This is a genomic window from Mucilaginibacter sp. GW822-FHT03E02 (genome assembly GCF_058801545.1).
On record NZ_JBXANJ010000001.1, the window covers coordinates 1,961,774 to 1,981,950 of the forward strand.

Genomic DNA, 20,177 nt, shown 5'->3' on the forward strand with positions numbered 1-20,177 from the left:
TGTGTTTTAGCTACTTTTAAGTTAATAGTACTAAGTCTTGAGTCAAAAGTTGAATTTCTTCTCTTTTTGACTTAGAACTTAAGACTGAGTACTTATGACTTAACACTACACTACTTTGTTGGATCATTAACCACTCCCGTAAACAATACCAGTCCGGTTTTCATTTCGCGGATAGCGAAAATAAAGGGATGATCTAATTTAAAGTTGTAAGGCAAAATAGCAGTAGTGGTAAACGTTACCGATGTTACAGCGGCGGCTGTTGTACCTTGTTCATCTACTTCAATATAAGCTTTATGTTGTACTTCACTAATGGTGAGGCCACCCGCGCTTATCCGGCTAAAATCGGCAAGGTCGCTAAACGCATTGGCCATACCCATAGCTGATAAAACGCCCCTTAATTCTTTACCATAGCTAAACTTAAATTTGGGCATGCTAACATCAACATAACTGCCGGATAAACCAGTCATCAGGCTTTGCCATTTGGCAGAATCGAGGCCGGCGGCATATTCCTGTACCGACTGAGAAGTTGGTGTTACTATTACCATACTGAATTTTTTATTGTTATAAGGTAATTCCAGCACACGGGCATCGTTAACAATATTAGTATTTAAAGGCACATATGTTTGATTCATGAAATCGGCCTGCACAGTACTGCCCGAAGGCAGGTAAAAAACACTTTTCTGGGTTTTGGCCGCATCAAATTTGTTTGCCCAGCTACCTTTAAAATAAATAGCGTTGATAAGGTACATTATTGCACCATCGGTCGGTTTATCTATAATCGTAGCAATTTTACCGTCGGTGGCGTTACTTACCCAATTATTGATAACATCTTTGGTACCCGCATTCTTAAAATCGACCGATTCTATCCGGGCACTATAGTTGGCCTCATTTGTATTTAAAAATGCAGCCATAGGTGTAAAGCCATTGGCGTACCAGATGGAGTTAGCGAACTTTAACGTGGTTTTTGAGTCCAGCTGCGGCAACTCGGTTATCATTTTGTGGTAATAGCTATTTACCTGGTCTTCAGTAAAATTGTTAAAATCCATTGTATTGCGGATATCATGCAGGGTTTTGCCAGCAGCTCCATTACTGGTCATACCAATAGCCATGCTCACGCTCAGTGGCGACAGGAAAAGATTATTATTACCATTCCCGCTCAACATGGATTTAAACAGTTTAAGGGAAAAGGCATTGTCTGCAGCCACTTTTTGCTGCTCTGTAGCGGTCAATACAAGATCTTTACCGTTGTCGGGTTTGCTGTCAATTTTCTTACAGCCGGTAATTACAACGAGTGATAAGCTTAGGATGGTAATGGCTTTGCGGATCATAAAGATAGGTTTATATCTACATTACGATAAACTATCCCCTAAATGTTACACCTGCTTTATTTTTTTGGCGATTGAATGATGGCTACCTCCATATCGTATAATTCCTTATCGCGGGTGGCTTTATTTAAAAAGGCTGGCGCCAGGTGGGTAATTGCATAGCTTTTAAAAGTCTTTAGCGGTTTTACGTAAAATCCTTTCTTGATATACTCCTTCAAAAAATCTGCATCGGCATAAAGCATTACCGGGCCGGGCAGGTTAGCCATGTCGTCCGGCGTGGTTTCTGTAAAAGAGCTGTCCAGGTAAAAATTAAAATCATCATGAAACTGGCCGGCAGCTACATATATAGGCAGCTTACCCGGATTATTACGATTGATGTAGATAGCGGCCTCGCTGCCGCCCTGGTAAAGCAGTAAGGCAGGGTAAAAGCACAGGTTTAAAAATAGGTTTACGATAAATGATGCCAGTGCTGTTTTAAAAATGGTTTGCTGCATGCCTGTGGAAATGCGGCCGGGCAAAAACAACAGTAACAGCCCAAACATCAAAATAATAACCCCAGTTAGCCAGTTAAAGGCCGATGGCCTAAAAAAGTAGCCTAAAGCGCTTATAATAATCAGCATGATTGTTATAACCACCGTTTGGGTGACTTGTACAGCCTTAATGTTTTTAGGTGATGCGAGGCCATAAAGATATTGGGCGGTAATGATGGCAAAAAAAGGGAATACAATATTCAGGTAATGCGGCAGTTGGAATTGTGATGCCGAAAACAGTAAAAACGTAAGTAAAGCCCCACAGATACAATACCACTCGTGTGCCTGCACATTTTTTGCCCCCTTTTTGATGAACTGGAATACAGCTACAAACAACAAAAGCGACCAGGGCAAAAAGGCCCAAAGGGTTGTATGAATAAAAAACGACGGATCGCCACTCCCTTTGATGGGCCCGGTATTAAAAAACCGGCCAAACTGGCTATCCCAAAAAAAGAATTTAACACCCGATACACCGGTACGGCCAAATACAACCTTTTCCGGATGAACATCAAATTGTTGGTAAAGGCACCGAATCTCGGGCAAAATAAAAATTAGTACCAGCACTACAGCCAGCAACCATCGCCAGTGAAACAGCTCTTTCCATTGCCGGGTAATAATTAGGTGACCAACAATAGCACCGCCAATGGTAATCAGGGCAAACATACCCTTTGTCATTACCGCGCAGGCAGTAAACACGCAGGCCAGCACCAGGTGCCAGATGCTATTGCTGTTTTGTGCTTTATAAAAATGATATACAGCTGCTATAATGAGCCCCGTTAAATAAGCTTCGGCCCGTACATCGGTATTGGATAGGATGATATGCTGTGCAGTGAGTAATATCAGCACCGCCCACAACGCAATCTGTTTATTGTATAATGCTTTTGCCAAACAGTAGGTATAAACTGCTCCCATCATCATAAACAATATGGCAGGTAACTTATAGGCCCATGTTTTAAAACCAAAACATTTAAAAAAAAGAGCAATTATCCAAAACGGAAAATGCGGTTTATCCAGCCAGTCGGTACCCCAGGCATACAGGTCAGCGTAATCATTGCGCAGCACCATATTTTTGGCGATGGTTGCGTAAAGGCTTGGGTCGGGACCCATGATGGTAGTAAACAGACCTGTAAAATTGATAACAACAGCCATCCCTATGAAAAGGTAAATCCATTTTGTTTGGCTTGTTGCGGTATCCGGGGTCATTTGTGTTGTAAAGATAAAAAAAATGCCAATCGGGCTTTGTATACATACCTGTTAAGCCAAAACATAACAATTTATTAACTCAGCGGTTTTTTCTTCATCTTAGCTTAGCACATTAATACATTATAATGCAAAAGCGTACTCCATTATTATTCTTTAGCCTGCTTTGCCTGGCAACTATTACTTTAAACGCCCAAACGCGGGTTAAAAAGGCTGTATTTATTATTGCCGATGGTATCCCGGCCGACGTTATCGAAAAACTAAATACACCCAATCTTAAACTAATAGCCGCGCAGGGTACTTATTTGCGGGCGCATGTTGGTGGCGAAAAAGGGGGCTACTCTCAAACACCTACTATATCTGCCAACGGCTATAACAGCCTGCTTACTACTACATGGGTTAATAAGCACAACGTTTGGGGCAACGATATTAAAGCGCCTAACTACAACTACTGGAACATTTTCCGGATGTTTAAAAACGCTTACCCCGATAAAAAAACCGCCGTATTTTCAAGCTGGACCGATAACCGCACCAAACTGATTGGCGATAACCTGCCCGAAGCCGGCAACATCCACCCGGATTATGCTTACGATGGCTACGAATTGGATACCGTTAAATTCCCGCACGATAAAGCCGGCAATTATATGCACCTGATAGATGAGCAAGTGGCATCTTCGGCAGCCACTTGCATTAAAGATAAAGCGCCGGATTTGTCATGGGTGTACCTGGAATATACCGATGATATGGGCCACCGTTACGGCGATAGCCCGCAATATTATGATGCCATTGAAAAAATGGACGCCCAGGTTGGCCGCATTTGGCAGGCTATTCAATATCGCCACAAAAACTTTAAAGAGGATTGGGTGATATTTGTAACTACAGACCATGGTCGCGATGAGCAAACCGGTAAAGGCCATGGCGGCCAAAGCACCCGCCAGCGCAGCACCTGGATGGTAACCAGCTACAGGCCTTTAAACAATTACGCTAAGTATTATACCCCCGGTATTGTGGATATTACCCCATCCATCAATAGCTTTTTAAATGTAAAAGTCCCTGAGCCTCAATTGCGCGAGATAGATGGCATTTCGCTTATCGGCGCGGTGTCTGTGGCCCAGCCCGAAGCCAATTTAGTTCAGGGTTCGCTTGATGTAAGCTGGAAAGCCATGGATGGCAAAGGCAAAGTAAAAATCTGGGTAGCCGCTGCCAATAATTATAAGGACGGCAAAGCCGATGACTGTAAACTATTGGCCGAAGTACCGGTTACAACCGAACATGCTTTAATCGATGTGAAAAACATGCCATCAAACTTCTATAAGGTTGTTATTGAAGGCGAATTGAATACAGTGAACCGCTGGGTAGTTGTGAAATAGTTTAAACGGAGGATGAAACCTCGAAAGTTATAATATAAGCGTTTTTAAATTTTCAAGTTCAACATTCATTAAATGAGCACACGGAGAAACTTCATAGGCACAAGCCTTACCGGCATGGCGGCTTTAACTTTATTACCAGCTGTTAACTCATTCGCCAATACAGACGGCAGCTATCTGCGCGAGCGTAAAAGTAAACTTAAACTACGCTTTGCACTGGTGTCCGACATTCACTACGGCCAACCCGGCACCGATTTTGCCGCCAACACCGGCAATATGGTTAAATGGCTAAACCAGGATCACGATAAAAATCACCTGGATATGGTGATTATCAACGGCGACCTTGTACATAACCGCCCCGACCTGCTGCCCGAAATTAAATCGCGATATTTTGATAAATTGAGTGTGCCATATCATACCATACCGGGCAACCATGACTTTGCCGATGCCTCGGTTTGGAAAAACAACTTTGGTTATGAGGATAAGTACACCGTTGAATTTGGCGACATCGGTTTTGTGCTGGCTAATACTGCCGATACCAAGGGAACCTACATTTGCCCCGACAATGTATTTATAAATGCCGCCCTTGATAAGTTTACCGATAAAAAAATTGTGTTGGTGGTGCTACATATCCCGCCGATAAACTGGAATAAAAACGATGTGTTTGTGGATTGCCCCGAAACTATCGAATTACTTCATAAATATCCCAACGTAAAAGCCGCTTTTCACGGGCACGATCATTTACTGGATGGCGTGCGTTACACGGGCAACAAATTCCCGCATTTTTTCGACTCCCATATTGGCGGCAACTGGGGTACCGACTATAAGGGCTACCGAATAGTGGAGATTGATGAGCAAAACGCTATTTACACCTACCAGGTAAATGCCAGCCAAAACCCGGTGCTGAATTCAAATAAATTTTAATCTCCCACGAGGTTAGCGCAGCGTAACTCGTGGGTAAATCTGGCCGAAGCCTGTGGCTTCGCGGTTCAGCTGAAAGCTGAAACAATCTTGGTCACGGGTTACCCCCCCCCACGACAGTTAACGCTAACGGAATAAGCTTATAGCGTCGGGAATATATAAGCATCAAACGATACATTGTTTTTATTGCATGATACTTGTTAAATGATTGAGGTATCAAACGTACCCGTGTTGGCCAACAACCTGCACAAATAGTTGGATGCGCCTAAGTTGCGCGATCAGTATAGTGTTAACCATGATAAAATACAAAATATTGATTATCAATTATTTATAAAAAATACATCTAAAATGTGTTAAGTTATGTTAACCTTATCTCCCGCGAGGTTAGCGTAGCGTAACTCGTGGGTAAACCTGGCCGAAGCCTGTGGCTTCGCGGTTCAGCTGAAAGCTGAAACCAGGTTGGTCACGGGTTAAAACCCCGCGACAGTTGGGACACGGCTTAAAGTCTTAATTCTTGATTCTTAACTCTTGACTCTATTTTTCGCAAGGATATTTCAACCCTACCTGCGCCCTTGCCTTATCTATCATATCAATCATTTGCCGCGACATTTGGTGTGGGATGACCGGGCTTTCTGTGGTACCAGATCTGATCAACTCACAAAAGTGTTCCAATTCATAATTCAGGCCTCCCGCAATAAAAGGCTCATTGATTTCAACCGAACGTCCATCCAAATAATCAATAGTAGCCCTTGCCGGGTTCCACCAGTTTTTGTGAATTGTAACATGCCCAAGCGGACCAGCTATCAGCGCATCGCCCTTACCATGCAAATCGAAACCCGCGTATAACTGTGAATACCCACCCTTGTGCATCGTCTGGAATATGGCAAACATATCAATACCCGTTTGCCCAAATCGCCCCATGGTTTGTACTTCTTGCAAATCGCCAAGCCAGTCTATCGCCAAAAAAGCTTCATAAATACCTATACCCATCAAGCTGCCGCCAACAAGTTCAAGGTTATAATTTGGATGATCGGGCGGGCAATCTGCAACAGCCGATCCGGCCCTTACATAACCGGCCGACCCAATGGGATCTGTTGCCAGGTATTCTTTCAGTTTGGTGTATAATGGATAAAAGGGTGGTTTCATTCCCTCCATAAATAATAAGCCTGTTGCCTTAACCACTTTTAAAACTTCATCAAGTTCGGCTAAGTTTACCGTTGCCGGTTTCTCGCAAAGCACGTGCTTCCCTGCCTTAAGGGCAGCAATGCTGTATGCTGCGTGGCTATCCGGCAAGGTTGCAATATAAACCGCATCAATATCACTTGCCAGCAAATCATCAATAGTGTAGCAAGCTTTGCCACCATATTTTGCTACAAAATCATCAGCTGTAACCGGCCGCCGCGAAAAGGAGGCAACCAGCTCAACGCCATCAACCGCAGCAAAGCCCTGCATAAACCTTTGCGCTATCCGCCCGCAGCCAATAATACCCCATTTGATCATAATAGTTTTACAGGTTATAAGTTGTACGTTATTAACAGCAAATATATATAATACAAAACCCGTAAGCTGATGAGTTTACGGGTTTTGTATTACTTACTGTACTACATATTTAACTATGGCATGTACAACGTAAAACGTCGCACTTACAACCTACTGGTATTGAATATAAATAGGATATGGCTTGTATCTTGATAAAACCTCTTCAGGAGTTAACATATGATGAGGGGCCTTTTTGATATCGTTTTTGTAAAACAGTTTGAAACCTGTAAACTGTACCGGTTCCTGGTTAATAAAATAACGGTAGGTACCGGTTTTCAAATCAGGTTCGCCCCAGCCGTCCATATCCATTACTAACTGCACTTCGGGATGTAACTTGATATTTTTGTAATTGGTCACCATCTTTTTGGTAAAGCGGTGAACTATTAAAATTTTAGCCGGCAGGCCGTTCTTCTTCACAATTTTTGCCAGGTGGTCAGATACAAAATTAATATCTGCGGCATCATAGGTTCCAATCTTTTTGCCGGGTTTGCTGCCATCTTTCATCGAAAACTCCGGGTCCATACCAAAATGTACCTGTGGCATTGCCAGGTATTTATCTAATAAAGGCAACTCGGCCTGTATGTTGCTCAATGCAACCTGAACATCCAAAAACACAATGGCATGCGCTTTTTTTGCTAGTACCAACACACTGTCAATTTGTTTAAACGGCATCCTATAACGGAATTTACCATCTTTACCGCCATCGCCCTGCGCTACTACCGCAATGTAGTGTAAGGCCGGCTGCACGGGTGTTTTAGGGTCGGCTTTTTCCCAATTTTTAACTTCGCCTTTTAATTTGGCAAGCATTTCCTTAGGTGGCAGTTCGCCCAAAATGCCCATCTTTTTGCTGTATAAGTTGCCATAAAAAGCAACTACACGCTTAAATGGCAATATAGCCCCACCTATAGGGTATGGCGTGTTTTTAACCGGCCATCTGCCTGTAGTATCGCCATGCGCATTAACTTTCATTAATGAGTCGTACAGTTTTTTATCTACTGGGGGATAATCCGACTTTTTAACGCTAAGCGTGTCAGCAGCCTCGGCTGCGGCCGCATCGGTTTTAGCGGCGGTTTTCTTACTATCGGTCTTTCCGGTTTTGTCGTTTTGCGAACAGCCCGGTAATAGTATAATAGACGATAAGAGCAGGGTGGCAGATAGTAGGACGTTTTTTAATTTCATGTGTCTTCGAAGTTCGGTAAATGGCAGGTGTATGTAAGATGTATTGTAAATGCAAACTAATTTTCAGCTACTTATAAAGCAATAAAAGCCGCTTTAGTTTGCGGCAAATATAAATATTGATAATTAATTACCTTTAAGTTTATGAAACTTTCCAAAAACTCCAAGTGGTAATTTTGATCCCGCGGTGGCCTGCAGGTAAAGCTCGCCAATTTCCAGGTTTTCAACTTTAGGGAAAGCGCTTTTTATCAGGTTTTCGATAATTACTGATGAAAAGCCAAGCGAATAAGTATTCAGGATCAGGAAATGTTCTTCGGGATCAAGTAATTGCATCACATCGGCCATCATCTCATTAATATTATCTTCCAGCTTCCACTTTTCGCCGTTAGGGCCATTGCCGTAAGCAGGCGGGTCAAGGATAATGCCATTGTATTTTTTGCCGCGTTTTAACTCGCGCTTTACAAATTTAAGTGCATCCTCAACCACCCAGCGGATATTGCTCAAGCCCGATATCTCCTGGTTTTCGTTGGCCCAGGTAACTACCTGTTTAATAGAATCCACGTGCGTAGTATCGGCACCGGCTGCCTGCGCAATGAGCGATGCTCCGCCCGTATAAGCAAACAGGTTAAGTACTTTGGGCTGCGGGGTTTTAAAACGCTTAATGTTTTGGGTTATGTAATCCCAGTTAACAGCCTGCTCAGGGAAAATACCCAGGTGTTTAAACGAAGTTAAACCCAGGCGGAATTTAATGGCTGCATCGTTGTTTTTATATTCAATGTGCCAGCGGTCGGGCGTTTTCTGATCTTTTTTCACCCAGTCGCCTGCGGTGGCCGACCGACCTTTAAATTTGATATGGTGTAAGCGCTGCCACTCAGAAGCAGGCAAGCCTTTGCTCCAAACCGCCTGCGGCTCGGGGCGTATTAATATAATATTCCCAAAACGCTCCAGCTTTTCAAAATCGCCGCAATCAATCAGCTCGTAATCTTTCCAGTGCGCTGGGGTAAGTAGTTGAATCATTCTTTTTTAGATTTTAGTATCAAGTAGTAAGTAGTAAGACCGCTGCACTTGTGTGGCGCAAATTTAGTATCTTTTTTTGGATAGCAGATTGGTGCAGGGAAATGCATTCCAATCAATTTAAATTCCGGCAAACATCCGGGTAATTGATACTATATAACAAGGCTTTTTTGAAAGCCGCGAATCATCTTTTGAATTTCGTTGATCTGAGCGCAGACTATGTCTTGTGTTTCTTGTGTTACATAACCAAATTCTTTTGCGATAATGAATTGGGTTTCGAGTTCAAAAGATGAACCTAATGCTATATTTAGAAACTGATATAATTCCTTATTTGACTTTCTGCCGCAACCCTCTGCAATATTTGATGGAATCGAAATGGCTGCACGAACCATTTGGGAAATCAACCCATATTTTTCTTCGGATGGAAACGCTCTACACAATTGAAAAGTAATCTTCGATATCTCTATGCCTGCTTTCCAAACCTTTAGTTCTTTAAAATTGTGCATGTTTTTTTAGTATCAAGTAGTTAGTAGTAAGTATCAAGACAGCTGCCCTCGTGTGATGTGAAATTAGTGCCTATTAAAGATAGTGTATTGACAATTAATTCAAATTGCCCAATCAAAAAATCTCGATACTTACTACTAACTACTTGATACTCGTAAAAAAATCTTACTACTTACTACTTGATACTTACTACTAATCATAACTTCGCCTTCGCTGCCCGCATAAACCGGCTGGCAAATACAAAGTCGTTAAGTTCTTTGTTGTCGGTGTGGGCAATTTCCTTGTTGCTTCCCTCCCACCATTTTTTACCCTGGTGCAGGAAAACAATATGGTCGCCTATACCCATTACAGAGTTCATGTCGTGGGTTACTACAACCGTGGTCATGTTATACTCTACGGTAAGCTCGCTTATCAGGTCATCTATCAGGATAGATGTTACCGGGTCGAGGCCCGAGTTTGGCTCATCAACAAAAAGGTATTTGGGTTGCATGGATATGGCACGGGCAATGCCTACCCGCTTTTTCATACCGCCCGAAAGTTCGGATGGGTAAAGCTTGTTTTTGCCGGCAAGATTAACACGCTCCAGGCAAAAGTTAGCCCGGTCACGCTTTTCGGCGCGCGTTTGGTTAGTGAACAGGTTAAGCGGGAACATGATGTTTTGCTCTACAGTCATACTATCAAACAAAGCTGAGTTTTGGAAAAGCATGCCTATATGCGTGCGGATGGGTACGCGTTGCTCAAAACCCATATCAGTAAAGTTTTCACCGTTAAAAAGCACATCGCCCTGGGTAGGTTCATGCAGGCCAACTATACATTTTAATAATGTTGTTTTGCCGGATCCCGATCCCCCTATTATAAGGTTGTTGATGCCCGGTTCAAAAGTGGAGCTGATGCCTTTAAGTACTTCGTTTTCTCCGAATTTTTTATAGATGTCTTGTATTTCTATCATAGGAAGAGGCGGGAGATAATTAAATCAAACATGAGTATCATTACGCAGCTAAATACAACCCCGCGTGTTGCAGCCTGGCCTACCTCAAGCGCACCGCCCGATGTGTAAAAGCCCTGGTAACTGCATATGGTAGTAATAATAAAGCCAAACACAACTGCCTTAACCATACACACGGTAATAATTACCGTGTTAAAGCCATCGGGCAAACCAATCAGGAAATCATCGGTAGTAACTTCGCTTGATGTAAAGCAGGCTATATACCCCCCTATAAAACCCAATAATATAGATACGATTACCAGTAACGGAAACATGGTAACACCGGCTATAACCTTCGGCGATATCAGGTAACCCGGCGCATTTACACCCATTATCTCCAAAGCATCTATCTGCTCGGTAACGCGCATGGTGCCTATTTGCGATGCCATGCTTGAGCCAATACGACCAGCCAGTACCAATGATGATATAGTTGGGCTGAACTCCAAAACCATACTATCGCGGGTGATACCACCTACAACCGATTTGGGAATTAAAGGAGAGATTAACTGAAAAGCTGTTTGAATAGTTACCGCTGCGCCAATAAAAACCGAGATGATCATGATGATGCCTAAAGAGCCAATGCCAGCCGACACCATTTCGCGCATTACCTCGGCCCAATACACCGAAAATTTTTCGGGTTTTCGAAAACTTAAACGTAATAAAAGTATATATCTGCCTAAACTTTGAATCATAGGTATATGTTAAAAATTGGATAAAATTACATTTTTAAATTTAGCATCCCAGCCGCTATTGTTTAATTGCCTAAAATAGGCGCTTTTTGCAAGCTATTCATACAGCTTACGTAAATTCGTGCTGTAAAGCTTTAAAACAATAAATAAAACTTGCGCCGCTAAGCTGGACGCTGCAATAACGAACATTTAACTAAAAAAATATAGCACATCGTCATGAAAAACGCCCTCATCACCGGTTCAACAAAAGGCATGGGCCGCGCCATTGCCGTGGCCTTCGCCAATGAAGGATTAAACGTGGCAATTTGTTCACGAAACGAAAAAGAATTATTTGAATTCGCAGACCTGCTTAACAGGTCAAACCCTGGTATTAAAGTTTTTGCAAAGGTTGCAGATGGCAGCAATAAGGCCCAACTGCTGGCTTTTGCCACCGCCGCGCAGCAGGAACTTGGTTTTATTGATGTAGTAGTAAATAACCTGGGCACTTTTATCCCATCGAGCATATTGGACGATGCCGATGACACCTTTGATAAACAGCTAAAAACCAACCTGATGCCTACTTACGAACTTTATCGTTTTTTTGGCAAAACCATGATGAGCGCACATAAGGGACACTTTTTTAATATCTGTTCGGTAGCTGCATTAAACCCCGTTGTACAGGCCGGCAGCTATAGCATAACCAAATACGCGTTGTTAGGCTTAACAAAAATAATGAGGCTTGAAACGCAGGAGCATGGCATAAAAGTAACAGCAATAATTCCGGGGTCAACCTTAACAGATTCATGGAAAGATGCAGTTGTGGATAAAAACACCATGGTTTTACCTGAAGATATAGCATCGGCAATCATCAATATTTACAGGATGAGCCCCGGCGCCAATGTAGATGAGATAATCATTAAGCCCGCGCCAGGCCAATTGTAGTTGGTCATTGGTCATTGGTCATTGGTCATTGGTCATTGGTCATTGGTCATTGGTCATTGGTCATTAAGGGCAAGTCTGATTAAGTGACAACTGTTCTATTTTTTTAATAAACCAACCAATGACAAGCGCAGCGACAATGACCAATGACAGCGTAGCGAAATGACCAATCACAACTTTTTCACCGCTGAAACACGGCAGTTCACCGACTTGTTGCCCCTGCTAACCTATAATATATAGGCGTTTTGAGCCACCATATATACCTTTATATCATCAAACAATCACAACTGAACGATATTTAAATAAAATTATGGAAAAGAAACTTTACCGGGATGAATACCGGAAGAAAATAGGCGGCGTTTGCGCCGGCCTGGCCGAGTACTTTGATATGGATGTTGCTATTATACGCGCATTATTTGTACTCACCTTTATATTTATGGGTACCGGCTTTATGGCCTATATCGTATTGTGGATAGTTATACCAAACAAAGGCGTCGGCTATTTTAACCCCAATGTTGATTATCGTGTACCGCCACAACAGCCTTTCGCTCCTTTTGACGCCAATAGGCCGGCAAGTCCTGGTGCTCCTTTTGAGCCCGTGTTCCCTAAAAAAACATCAACACCTGCTGGTATCATTTTTGGCTGTATCCTTATATTTTTCGGCGCAGTGTTCCTGTTTCATGAATTGGGCGTCTTTCGTTTCTGGCATGTGGCAAGGCTATGGCCCGCAATCCTTGTAGTTGGTGGCCTGGCGATGATGGTATCGGGTCAAAAAAGGCAGCCATGGGAAAAAGAAGGTTGGCAAAATACAACTGCTGAGCCCGAAGTAAATGCAGCTGAACAGCCGATGAATACCGAAGAGAAAAAAGACGACAATTTTAACAACACCCCTCCAACTATATAAAACCATGAAAACCGACAGACTTATTCCCGGAACAATCCTGGTATGCATAGGAGCCATATTCCTGCTCCATAACTTCCATATTTTCCATTTTCAATGGATGAATATACTTTACCTGTGGCCTATATTTTTAATTATAGGTGGTGTAAACCTGGTATTCGCTGGTAACCGGTCGCCTTTGGCAACAGTGGTAAAACTGGCCGTAATAATTGGTGGCTTCTCGCTGCTGCTGTTTGGCAACTTTGGTAACCGCTATCATTTTTGGCCCAACACTTTTATCAACTTTGATGACGACCATGATAACGACAATAACGATGATAGCGACAGCACCAACACCGATCAGGGCGTAACAAAAATTGAAGGCAGTAGCGTTTTTAATAAAGATTATACCGCCGACGCTAAGTTTGCCCGTTTGAATATCAATGGCGGTGCTACTACTTATACTTTAAATGATACTACCAGCCAGCTGTTTAAAGCAGAAACAAAAGAGTTTTACGGCAAATATGAATTTAATGCCAACAAGGAAGATTCTGTATATGTGTTAAATTTTAAAATGAAGGGCAATAAGGGCTGGCATTTTGACTCTGATAGCAACAAATCGAACCTGGCAGATATCAAACTAAACCCGAACCCTATCTGGGACATTTATGTGGAAACAGGGGCAACAAAATTAGATTTTGATTTAAGTAAATTTAAAATAAAAAGTGTAACTTTAAAGGGTGGTGCAGCTTCATTTGAAGTAAAGCTTGGGGCACCGCTGGCAAGCACTAATGTAGAGGTATCTACAGGAGTATCAGAGGTTATTATTAATGTGCCTAAAGATGCTGCTTGCAGTATAAATGCCAATACAGGTTTGTCATCAAATGAATTTGAGGGCTTTACCAAAAAGAATGATAACAGCTACGAAACCCCGGGTTTTGATGCTGCAAAAAACAAGATATACATCCACATGAATGGTGGCATATCTGATTTTAAAGTGAACCGTTATTAAACCTGCCCAACCATTACCGGGACAGAACTAATATATATTCTATTAGCCGCTTCATGAAAATGAGGCGGTTTTTTTGTGGCAGAAATTTTTAAGCGACCTGCGGATGCCAAAAAACAGTAACCTTTTTTATGTCGAACTTTTTGCGGGCCTGGGCCAGATCATAATTTTCCTGCGCGTGCAGCCAAAACTCAGGTGTTGTATTAAAGGCTGCGCTCAGGCGCAATGCCATATCTGAACTAATGCTCTGTTTGCCATTAATTATAGCCGACAATGTTTTACGGGTTGTTCCCAGGCCGGTGGCAACCTGCTCAACTGTTAATTTTTTTCCTGTTTCTTCCCTTATCCCTTCAAGGGTTTCACGGATTAATTCGCCCGGGTGGGCTGGGTCAAACATCTGCATTTTTTTTCTCCTTGTTAATGATAATCTAAATAATCAACTTCAAAAGCGTCTTCAGCAATAAACTGAAATATAATCCGGTAATTTTCATCAACTTTTACAGCCCAAAAGCCTTTCAATTCGCCGCTTAGCTGATGTAGTCCATATCCCGGAACATTCATATCGGCTATAGTTTTTGCAGCGTTTAAACGGGTAAGGATTAATCTGATCTTACTTACGTGTTGAGCATTTAACCTTGAAGCATCCCCTTTTTCAAAAAATAGCCGCAACCCTTTATGCCGAATGCTAATAATCATTTACAAATGTAACGAGAAACGTTTCAGGTGTCAATATTTTGATAATAAATATTTATCTCTCACCCCTTTGTCATTAAACCACCATCCATATTTAAATATGTTAAATTGAAAACCATATGCTCAAAAAATAAGTTTATTTTACGGCATAATTCAACTACCATGAAACCGAACTACCTAATATTGATAATTGGCCTATTTATAACTGCACATGTGCAAGCCCAGGATGTGTTAAAAGGATCGGTTTATGAAAAAAGCAAAAACGAAAAACTGGCCAATGTTTTTGTAAAAGATGTCACCAACAAACAGATCACGATTACCGATAACAATGGTAATTTCAGCATTCGCACGGCAACGGGCCATACACTGATATTTAATGCACCGGGCTATGTATCAGACACTTTATACATTACTGATATGAGGCCAAAACGGATAGATATGATATCGCAAACCATATCATTAAGGCAGGTAAACGTAAGCGCTACCAAAGAAGCCTTCGACCCGCGTAAAGAATATCCCGAGGTTTACACCAAAAGCAAAGTATTTGTAATGTCGCCATCAACCTGGTTTAGCAAAGAGGGAAAGGATGCCCGGCGCTTAAAAAGATATTTCCAACATGCCGAGGAAGAGCGGCAAATTGACGAAGCATTTAACGTAGATTATGTAAAAAGTGTGATACCGTTACGCGGTGCCGAGCTGGAAAACTTCATGTCGCTATATCGCCCAAGCTATGCTTTCCTCAAAAACAACAACGCCCCAAGTATGACGGCCTATATCAACGATGCCTATAAAAAATATAAGGCCTTGCCTGCCAATAAAAAAGCTTTACCTCAATTGGCGCCGGCACCGGGCAGTTTGCAGTAAGAGCAGTAACCCCCTCTAAATCCCCCGGTAGGGGAGATATAGAGGGGGCTGGCTATCAATCAACCTCTGCCGCCAAATCACCACTGATAACCTTTTGATAAAGCAACTCAATCTGGCTTTTCAATATCCTGTCTTCTGATAGTTCTGGCAGGTTATCGATGTCAAAATATTCAACATCCAGCATGTCAAAACCTTGTTTAACGGCGGTCGTTACTGCTTTGCAATGAAACACCATTTTGTAAACGTAAAAGGGCTGCGGCGGGTGAGGGTGCATTTTTTTGTCGAATACCGCCAATAACCTATCGGCAACTACCTCCAGCCCGGTTTCTTCTTCAAATTCTTTAACAATCACCTCTTTGGCGCTGTAGCCCACGTCGGCCCAGCCACCCGGCAGGCTCCACTTGCCGTCGGCGCTTTCCTTAGCCAGCAATATTTTACCCTCGGCATTTAATAACATCCCGCGTACATCAACCTTAGCTGTAGGGTAATCATGCGGCATCGGGAAGTTAAACTTAATATCATCTATGCCCCAACCAGTAACATTATCAAGCATTTCAATTGCAATATGCTGCAACTCGGCATAACGTTCAATATCATACTCGTTTTTGGCATACAGCAAACCCACATCGGCCACCGAACGCAGGCGGGTTATAAGGGTTAAAAGTTGGGTATTGTTCATGGAATGTTGGAGATGTTTGCACTTTTTGATTTATACAACATGCCAACCAATAACCAAATGATTGCCAATATGTATTCGATATCGAACAACAGTATATTTTGACGTGTTTTAAAAATAAAGCCAGCTAAAAATACGCCTCCACATATTAAAACGAGCGGAAGCCAATCGGGTCTTAAAAAGAAGTTTTTAAAGCCCCAAAATATGCAAACAAATACCAGCCCGTTATAAAGAATATCCCCTATACCAAACTTTATACTATCAGCAAGCCCTGCTATCAAACTTTCATTTAATACCAGGGTAATTAAAAGCAAAACAAATAATGGAATTCGGGTTATAGTAAATCTTTTAGTCTGAAACAAGACATCGGTTTTATTGTCGTTTCCAATAATCAATTCACCAATAGATTGTTGTTTAAAAACTGCTCTTCTAATTTCATAGGTAATACAGGCAGTAAGTGCGATGATATTTACGAACAGAATTCCCCATACATTGTACCGGGCCCCAAATACAGTAAAAAACATTAAAATAATACCGACAGCCAACATCAGCAAATAATAATTTACCGCGACAATGAAGATATGGCTAAACGTTCTTTTGATAACGCAATAATAATAAATCCGATATCGAAAATCCGATATCCGAAATCAACCTACCCTCTACCCAACAGTTCATCCAGCTTATTACGCTCGGTTTGCAGTTCGCGAGCCAGTTTCTTTTCTTTTTCGTTGGCTTTGGCTTTGTAGGTTCTGTATTCCTCGTCAAGCTCGTTGTACAGTTTTATGCGGTATTTGGCTTCGCGGCTATGTGCGCCCGAGCGGGCTATCACAATGGCGGCCGCCAGGCCAAAAACAATTACCAGGCCCCACATCATCAAATTGTAGGTGGCTTTGGTAAAGCTTATGCCGGCCAGGTTTATCTCATCGCGTTTGGCGTTTGATTCGGAAAGCGTTTGGCTTTTGGTGGCAACATCGGTTTTAAGGCCGGTAATATCCTGTGTTTGCGCGGCCAATTTGGCCTGGGCCTCTTTAAGATTGCGGCGTTCCGTTTTTAAAGTATCCTGCAGGTTTTTCCATAAAGCCGATACCAAGGGCTGCTGGTAACGATATAATTTACTTAACAAATATTGATATTGTCCGTTCAGGCTTTTGTCTTTGGCCAGGGCCGAATCGGCAGCTGTAGGGCGGGGTTGATAGTTGTATTTTGGGGGAGTGATGGCAGGTTTAGCAGTACCTGCGGGTGTGGCCGCGCCATATTTCACCACCGGTTTTACAACAGCCGTTTTGGCGGCAGGCGGTTTAGCAGCAGCTTTTTTAACAGTATCCTGGGCAAAGCCCATACCACTGATGCCTAAAATTATGACCATTAAAACAGAGATACGGAATATAGAATGCTTGTTCATCATGTAAAATTAGGTACCTGTTATTAACAAAACAGGATTTTAATGGTTTTTATTTTATTATCCTCCATGTTTCTGATCGCTAATGTAAGGTTTCATACGGAATTTTGCTACTCATAGTTATATTAGCAGCATGAATATAGGTATCATTGGGTTGGGCGACATGGGGCGTTTGTACGCAAAGGCTTTTGCAAAAGCAGGTTACACCGTTTGCGGCTGCGATTTACCCGAAAACCGCGACAAGCTTGAAAACGAACTTAGCCCCTTTGGCATCACCATAATGGATAGCGCGCGCGATGTATCCCGCACAAACGACCTGGTTATTTACTCGGTTGAGGCCGACAAACTGGAACAGGTAGTAGCCGAGTGCGGTCCGCTTACCAAGTACGGGGCCATTGTTGCCGGCCAAACATCCGTTAAGCACCCCGAGATAGCCATATTTGAAAAATACCTGCCCGCCGATGTGCAAATCATTACTTTTCATGCCATGCACGGGCCGGGCTTTGAACCTAAAGGGCAAACACTTATCCTGATTCCGCACCGGGCAAAAGCAGATGCTTATCAGCGCATGTATGATTTGTTTACAGCTATTGGCAGCGATATTGTAGAGATTGCCGATTACCACGAGCACGACAAAATTGTGGCCGATACCCAAGCTGTTACCCACGTAGGTTTTGAAAGCATGGGCACCGCCTGGAAAGCCGCCGGCTTTTTTCCCTGGGAAAACGCATCGTACCTGGGCGGTATCGATAATGTAAAGATACTGACCACCCTGCGCATTTTTAGCTATAAAGCACACGTATACGCCGGGCTGGCCATTTTAAACCCCTACGCGCGCCAGCAGGTAAAACGCTACTCGGAGTCAGAGTCGGAATTATTTAAGCTCATGATCAAAGAAGAAGCGCAAGCCTTCAGGGAACGCCTGTACAAAGCCCGCGATTTTGTTTTTCATGAAAGCCGCAAACCTATTATGCTGAGCGATACCGTGATGAAAGAGTTTTCGCTGTCGCAACATGCTGATCATCAGAAACCCAACTCGCACCTGAGTATCCTGAGCATGGTTGATGCCTGGTACCACCTGGGGGTAAACCCTTATGACAACCTCATTTGCCAAACCCCACCCTTCCGGCTGAGGCTTGGCATTGCCGAGTACCTGTTTAAAAACGAAGAACTGTTAGAAGAATCCATCGAAACTGCCCTTTACGATAAAACCATCCGGGGCGATGATCTGGAGTTCCACTCGGCGGTAAGGGAATGGTCGGCCATTATTGGTTACGGCGATATGGAGGGCTACAAAAAGCACTTCAACGAAGTACAATCCTTTTTCAGCCACAGGCTGGAAGAAGGCAAAACCCAAAGCGCCGAGCTGATCAGGAGGCTGATGATGGAGTAGGTTTGATTTCGGATTTTGGAATTTCGATTTCGGATTTTTAAGCATAAAATCCGGATGGTGCTCTTCAAGAGAACCGATCTCGAAAAAAACCTTTTTCTTCCGTCTTGATTCTTGACTCTTAATTCTTGATTCTTTCCAAAACGGGTGTTGCCTGCGGCCGGGCTTTGCTCATAATGCGCAGGCCTTAAGCGCGAGGCCGGTATCCACGCCGATCCCTAACACGAAAATAAGTACCTAAAATATTCAGTACAACATCAACAAACATACAATATCCCGATATTTGAAAAATGGACAAGCAACGAATTTTAATAGTTGGCTTAGAAGAAGCCGAAGTTAACGCGATAAAACAAAACCTTGGTTTCGAATACCTAATTGTACAATACGACCAGGTGCCACAGGCTAAACTCGTAGAGGGACAGTTGTTTGTAGAAAGCCCGTCTGTACCTGATAAATACCTGCTTGTCGATAAGGTAATATTCCATGGTATTTACGACAATGATTTCGATTTTATTACCCTTTTAGCCCTTTGGAACGGGCCGTGCCTGCCAAATGCTATCGGGATGATGGACCTTCGGCAACGAATTCCCGGATTAGTGCGGGCCTTGTCAGTATCAACCTATTCGGGCATAAAAAGAGGAATGGTTATTGGTACCCAGGAATATGCAGCAGCAACAGAGGTTGTGGCCAAGTGGGGCATCTGGCATTGCGGCGAAGACAAAAGCCGGTTCACGGGAGAATGGACAAGTACCGAAACTTCGGTTATCGAAGAATTTATTGACGGCGAAGCTGTAAGAATTATGCTTGTAGGCAATAAGTACTGGCAAATACGGCTTACAGGCGATACCTGGTTAAAATCTATCCATAACGAAGGATCATGGGAAATGGATGTTGATGCAGGATTATTACAAGATAGCCGGGCAATAGCTAAACATTTTAACCTTCAAACCGTAGGTGTTGATTATATGGTAGGTAACAACGGTCAAAAATATTTACTGGAGGTTAATCATATTCCCAACGTTACCGTATTTCCGTTTGTGAACGAGGCATTTGTTGAGTTTGCTCATAACTGGATAAAGGCTACTTTATAATAACCTA

21 protein-coding genes are annotated in these 20,177 nt (G+C 42.8%); 8 read left to right on the forward strand and 13 right to left on the reverse strand.

From position 1 onward, the window contains the following. Nucleotides 1-110 precede the first annotated feature (110 nt). Together AC1RM2_RS08285 and AC1RM2_RS08290 are read right to left on the reverse strand one after the other, a co-directional pair. The gene (locus AC1RM2_RS08285; RefSeq protein ID WP_492984528.1) at nucleotides 111-1,328 is read right to left on the reverse strand and encodes a serpin family protein; all 1,218 of its coding nucleotides are present in this window, start codon (nucleotides 1,326-1,328) and stop codon (nucleotides 111-113) included. 56 nt (nucleotides 1,329-1,384) lie between these two features. Continuing rightward, the gene (locus AC1RM2_RS08290; RefSeq protein WP_492984529.1) at nucleotides 1,385-3,058 is read right to left on the reverse strand and encodes an ArnT family glycosyltransferase; all 1,674 of its coding nucleotides are present in this window, start codon (nucleotides 3,056-3,058) and stop codon (nucleotides 1,385-1,387) included. 125 nt (nucleotides 3,059-3,183) lie between these two features. Between AC1RM2_RS08290 and AC1RM2_RS08295 the strand changes: the two genes are divergently transcribed. Both AC1RM2_RS08295 and AC1RM2_RS08300 read left to right on the forward strand, forming a co-directional pair. Beyond that, nucleotides 3,184-4,425, forward strand: a complete 1,242-nt coding sequence (locus AC1RM2_RS08295) for an alkaline phosphatase family protein (RefSeq protein WP_492984530.1) — start codon at nucleotides 3,184-3,186, stop codon at nucleotides 4,423-4,425. 72 nt (nucleotides 4,426-4,497) lie between these two features. Further along, nucleotides 4,498-5,346: a metallophosphoesterase family protein gene (locus AC1RM2_RS08300; RefSeq protein ID WP_492984531.1), complete on the forward strand. Its 849-nt coding sequence runs from the start codon at nucleotides 4,498-4,500 to the stop codon at nucleotides 5,344-5,346. A 531-nt stretch (nucleotides 5,347-5,877) separates the two neighbouring features. Here AC1RM2_RS08300 and AC1RM2_RS08305 read toward each other — a convergent pair. The 6 genes from AC1RM2_RS08305 to AC1RM2_RS08330 all read right to left on the reverse strand — a co-directional run bounded on the left by AC1RM2_RS08305 (nucleotide 5,878) and on the right by AC1RM2_RS08330 (nucleotide 11,253). Beyond that, nucleotides 5,878-6,843: a Gfo/Idh/MocA family protein gene (locus tag AC1RM2_RS08305; protein WP_492984532.1), complete on the reverse strand. Its 966-nt coding sequence runs from the start codon at nucleotides 6,841-6,843 to the stop codon at nucleotides 5,878-5,880. A gap of 150 nt (nucleotides 6,844-6,993) precedes the next feature. Next, complete coding sequence (locus tag AC1RM2_RS08310) at nucleotides 6,994-8,061, reverse strand: hypothetical protein (protein ID WP_492984533.1); 1,068 nt, start codon at nucleotides 8,059-8,061, stop codon at nucleotides 6,994-6,996. A gap of 123 nt (nucleotides 8,062-8,184) precedes the next feature. Next, a complete protein-coding gene (locus tag AC1RM2_RS08315; RefSeq protein ID WP_492984534.1) occupies nucleotides 8,185-9,075 on the reverse strand; it encodes a class I SAM-dependent methyltransferase in 891 nt (296 codons plus the stop codon). 149 nt (nucleotides 9,076-9,224) lie between these two features. After that, a complete protein-coding gene (locus tag AC1RM2_RS08320; RefSeq protein ID WP_492984536.1) occupies nucleotides 9,225-9,578 on the reverse strand; it encodes a four helix bundle protein in 354 nt (117 codons plus the stop codon). 194 nt (nucleotides 9,579-9,772) lie between these two features. Beyond that, entirely contained in the window at nucleotides 9,773-10,525 is a 753-nt protein-coding gene (locus AC1RM2_RS08325; protein ID WP_492984538.1) for an ABC transporter ATP-binding protein, read from the reverse strand. Next, nucleotides 10,522-11,253, reverse strand: coding sequence for an MlaE family ABC transporter permease (locus AC1RM2_RS08330; protein ID WP_477359094.1), 732 nt, complete (start codon nucleotides 11,251-11,253; stop codon nucleotides 10,522-10,524). Before AC1RM2_RS08330 ends, AC1RM2_RS08325 begins: the two co-directional genes overlap by 4 nt. Nucleotides 11,254-11,466: 213 nt before the next feature. Between AC1RM2_RS08330 and AC1RM2_RS08335 the strand changes: the two genes are divergently transcribed. The 3 genes from AC1RM2_RS08335 to AC1RM2_RS08345 all read left to right on the forward strand — a co-directional run bounded on the left by AC1RM2_RS08335 (nucleotide 11,467) and on the right by AC1RM2_RS08345 (nucleotide 14,060). After that, nucleotides 11,467-12,171, forward strand: a complete 705-nt coding sequence (locus AC1RM2_RS08335) for an SDR family oxidoreductase (RefSeq protein WP_492984540.1) — start codon at nucleotides 11,467-11,469, stop codon at nucleotides 12,169-12,171. 307 nt (nucleotides 12,172-12,478) lie between these two features. Continuing rightward, nucleotides 12,479-13,072 carry a PspC domain-containing protein gene (locus tag AC1RM2_RS08340; protein ID WP_492984541.1) on the forward strand — a complete coding sequence of 198 codons (594 nt, stop codon included), beginning with the start codon at nucleotides 12,479-12,481 and terminating at the stop codon, nucleotides 13,070-13,072. Between the two features lie 4 nt (nucleotides 13,073-13,076). Then, on the forward strand, nucleotides 13,077-14,060 hold the full coding sequence (locus tag AC1RM2_RS08345) for a toast rack family protein (RefSeq protein ID WP_492984543.1): 984 nt from the start codon (nucleotides 13,077-13,079) through the stop codon (nucleotides 14,058-14,060). 88 nt (nucleotides 14,061-14,148) lie between these two features. On the opposite strand, the gene AC1RM2_RS08350 is transcribed toward AC1RM2_RS08345, so the two are convergent. Then, nucleotides 14,149-14,460: a HigA family addiction module antitoxin gene (locus AC1RM2_RS08350; protein ID WP_090643300.1), complete on the reverse strand. Its 312-nt coding sequence runs from the start codon at nucleotides 14,458-14,460 to the stop codon at nucleotides 14,149-14,151. Nucleotides 14,461-14,474: 14 nt separating this feature from the next. Then, on the reverse strand, nucleotides 14,475-14,753 hold the full coding sequence (locus AC1RM2_RS08355) for a type II toxin-antitoxin system RelE/ParE family toxin (RefSeq protein WP_492984544.1): 279 nt from the start codon (nucleotides 14,751-14,753) through the stop codon (nucleotides 14,475-14,477). A gap of 159 nt (nucleotides 14,754-14,912) precedes the next feature. Here AC1RM2_RS08355 and AC1RM2_RS08360 point away from each other — a divergent pair, with 159 nt between their 5' ends. Continuing rightward, nucleotides 14,913-15,614: a carboxypeptidase-like regulatory domain-containing protein gene (locus AC1RM2_RS08360; protein WP_492984545.1), complete on the forward strand. Its 702-nt coding sequence runs from the start codon at nucleotides 14,913-14,915 to the stop codon at nucleotides 15,612-15,614. Nucleotides 15,615-15,669: 55 nt separating this feature from the next. Here the strand turns inward: AC1RM2_RS08360 and AC1RM2_RS08365 are convergent, their stop codons facing one another. From AC1RM2_RS08365 to AC1RM2_RS08375, 3 genes are all read right to left on the reverse strand, one after another. Further along, nucleotides 15,670-16,293, reverse strand: coding sequence for an NUDIX hydrolase (locus tag AC1RM2_RS08365; protein ID WP_492984547.1), 624 nt, complete (start codon nucleotides 16,291-16,293; stop codon nucleotides 15,670-15,672). Next, nucleotides 16,290-16,838: a hypothetical protein gene (locus AC1RM2_RS08370; RefSeq protein WP_492984548.1), complete on the reverse strand. Its 549-nt coding sequence runs from the start codon at nucleotides 16,836-16,838 to the stop codon at nucleotides 16,290-16,292. The genes AC1RM2_RS08365 and AC1RM2_RS08370 overlap by 4 nt, the downstream gene beginning before the upstream one ends. 104 nt (nucleotides 16,839-16,942) lie before the next feature. Continuing rightward, nucleotides 16,943-17,695, reverse strand: a complete 753-nt coding sequence (locus tag AC1RM2_RS08375) for a hypothetical protein (protein ID WP_492984549.1) — start codon at nucleotides 17,693-17,695, stop codon at nucleotides 16,943-16,945. 127 nt (nucleotides 17,696-17,822) lie between these two features. Here AC1RM2_RS08375 and AC1RM2_RS08380 point away from each other — a divergent pair, with 127 nt between their 5' ends. Both AC1RM2_RS08380 and AC1RM2_RS08385 read left to right on the forward strand, forming a co-directional pair. Beyond that, nucleotides 17,823-19,082 (forward strand): NAD(P)-binding domain-containing protein, encoded by a 1,260-nt coding sequence (locus AC1RM2_RS08380; RefSeq protein WP_492984550.1) that lies wholly within the window; start codon nucleotides 17,823-17,825, stop codon nucleotides 19,080-19,082. Between the two features lie 287 nt (nucleotides 19,083-19,369). After that, complete coding sequence (locus tag AC1RM2_RS08385; protein ID WP_492984552.1) at nucleotides 19,370-20,170, forward strand: hypothetical protein; 801 nt, start codon at nucleotides 19,370-19,372, stop codon at nucleotides 20,168-20,170. Nucleotides 20,171-20,177 lie beyond the last annotated feature (7 nt).